Origin of the sequence: Endozoicomonas sp. YOMI1, assembly GCF_024606345.1 — a bacterium.
Taxonomy (GTDB): Bacteria; Pseudomonadota; Gammaproteobacteria; order Pseudomonadales; family Endozoicomonadaceae; genus Endozoicomonas.
In genome coordinates, this window is the sequence record NZ_JAHHPM010000566.1 from 1 (window position 1) to 2,550 (window position 2,550).

Here is a 2,550-nt window from a genome sequence, read left to right on the forward strand (position 1 = left end):
GGTCTGCCATGGCGTTCAGCATGCACTTGCCAAGATCTCTGGCCGGGCCTGACTGGCTCGGTTGGGTTTGCTCCCCGCCAAAGAAGATGGCACCACCATCGGTACCCCGGACCCGTCCATCGCTGTCGAAAATATTGGCGGCGCGTTCATGTTCAATCCCCAGTTTGGGCGAGAACAACACTTCGTGCAGAAACTCCTCGGCGCAGTTGGTCGGTTGCGCCGGTTGCGCCGGTTGCGCCTCATTGCTTACCACAGTGATGGCCATATTCAGCAGGTCATCGGCCTGCCAGCCGGCATCCGGTTGTATTCGCTGCTGGTTGAGCTGCTGCAGGAAAGCCGACACTTCACTGCGCAGTTGCCGGGCAACCCGCATGCTGCCTGTGAGCAGCTGCATGCCCGGTAAGCAGTCAAAGGGCTGTGCCGCCGTATCAGTCCGGGGCATCTCACCATGAGCCAGTGTCGTCTGGTCAGGCATGATGGGACGATCCGTTGCCCGGGACACCAGCAGCCCGGCCAGAGCCAGGCTATCGTCGACGCTGTGCGCCACCGGCCTGACTTTGCTGGCCACCTTGTCATCGGCACCATTCGCCGACTCCTGTCGGTGATGGCTTAGCCCGGCAGTGACCTCCGGTGCTCCCTGCGGTTGGTTAGCCGTAGCTCTGGTGCTGCCGGTCAGCCAGGACAGGCCATCACGCACTGCCGACAACATCCCCCCGTGGCGGATGGCTCCGGCAGTGGCCGGGGGGACACGATGGTCATTGGCAATAGCTGGCTTATCCCAGTGAGGTGCCGGCTGCTTCCCAAAGAGATTTCTGTTCATCTGGCGATGTTTGTGCAAGTCACCCTGGCACTGCGGGACCTCCCCTTCCAGGAAAACCTTCGCAAAGGCACCAGGCTCTTCGAATATATCGACAAAATCAGTGGGGAAATGCTTCCGGTCTTGCAGTCCCCCCAGATTGGCCAGGTAGTCGGCTTTCTCAACCTGGACGAGCTGGTTGACATCGCTCATATCGCCAGGAACCACCATTGCTGGCGGCAAGGTGAACTCATCATCGGCGACGGTGGTATTGCCGATGATCTGCGACAGGTGGCGATCAGCCTGTGGCTGGCGCAGATCATTATCGTCGTCATGGTTATCCAGATAGTCCGCCAGCCCCTGGAGAACGTCCCGGAACGTTGCGGACAACCCGGACGGGGTACGCAACAGATCATTGACCGTGGCAGCCATACTCCGGGCGTTAAATCCCTGGAAAACCGATGACTCTGCCGCCTCCTTCAGGGGGAACCCGGTGGCTTTGATCATATTGAAACGGACTGCACCGTACTGTGAATACATGTTCAGGAACTGGTTGGCCAGATCATCAATCATGGCCTCCCGGGTGGGATTCTCGCCGCTCGCTTTTGGCCCCATGGTCAGGCTATGAGAGGCATCATAACGAATACACCGATCGGCCCGGGTGAGGAGACTCTCGAACGTGTTCATGAGTGCCTGGTCTATAGCCTGCAGGCCCTGAGCACAACACACCAGTCGTGCCAGCGACCATTCCTTGTATATCCAACCATTGTGGGTGAAGGTGTTATCACTCTCCTTGATGTCCTGCATTGACCGGGTATTGGCACTCTGGATATTGCTGATGCGCTGGCCATAGGCACGGTAGGCCTGCGTGGCACGGTCGGCATACAGTTTCAGCAGTTTTTTCCCTGCTGCAGTGATTTGGGGTGCCTGGTCTGCAGCCCGGTCCAGCAGTTCGCTCAGCGCCGAAGTGTCGGCCAGCCCCTGCTCACTGGTCGGACAGGGAAGCTGCTCGCCATACAATTGATTTTGTAAATCAGTCGTATTGCCAAACACGTCGCTGAACATCTCGAAACGTTTATCCCTGAGTGGTCGCGTGTTATAGAAGTAGGCTTCGCGCTCGGCCAGGATGATTCGATCGATCACCGTCACATCCCTGGCGTTCAGCATGGGTAGCGACAAGTGAGACTGATCGCCCCCTACCTGGACATTTCCCACTATCCTCTGCAATGCCGTATCAGGCTGCGGGGGGCGCATATCGTTGGCACCATCCCGGTGCCGGTGACCGTCATGGGTCAGAGCGCTCTCAAGCGTCAGCAGCACCTTCCGGATGGGGTCTGACATCCTTGCCGATCTCCCCAGCAACCCGGTAACGGCCTCGACAATGGCCCCGGCATTGTACCCCTTGAAGCGATCATCCGCTGCTGCCCCGCCCCCGAATCCGGTGGCATTGACCATGTCATAACGGGCAGCGCTGTAGAGCCCATACAGGTTCCGGAATTGGTTGGCCAGATTATTGATGATCGGCGCTTCGTCGGGCAAGACCCTGACCGGTCCCGAATGGTTGGGTCCCTGCTTCTTGTAGCTGAGGTACTGCCCCGCGGTACTGCTCATGTTCAGGAAGCCGTCCCGGAACTGCCTCTCCAGGGTCTCCAGCAAGTTGACGCAGCACACCTGTCGTTTTGCCGGCCAGGTAATTGAGCCTGAATCCACCGCTGGTATGGCTGCCATAATCTGCTGATTCTGCTGCTTTATGT

The 2,550-nt window shown here is 58.5% G+C and carries 1 protein-coding gene; it reads right to left on the reverse strand.

Features of this window, described 5'->3' with window-relative positions; genetic code table 11:
• Positions 1-2,524, reverse strand: a 2,524-nt coding sequence (locus tag KDK15_RS19920) for a hypothetical protein (RefSeq protein ID WP_257297145.1), incomplete at its 3' end; no start/stop codon positions are given.
• Between the last annotated feature and the right edge of the window lie 26 nt (positions 2,525-2,550).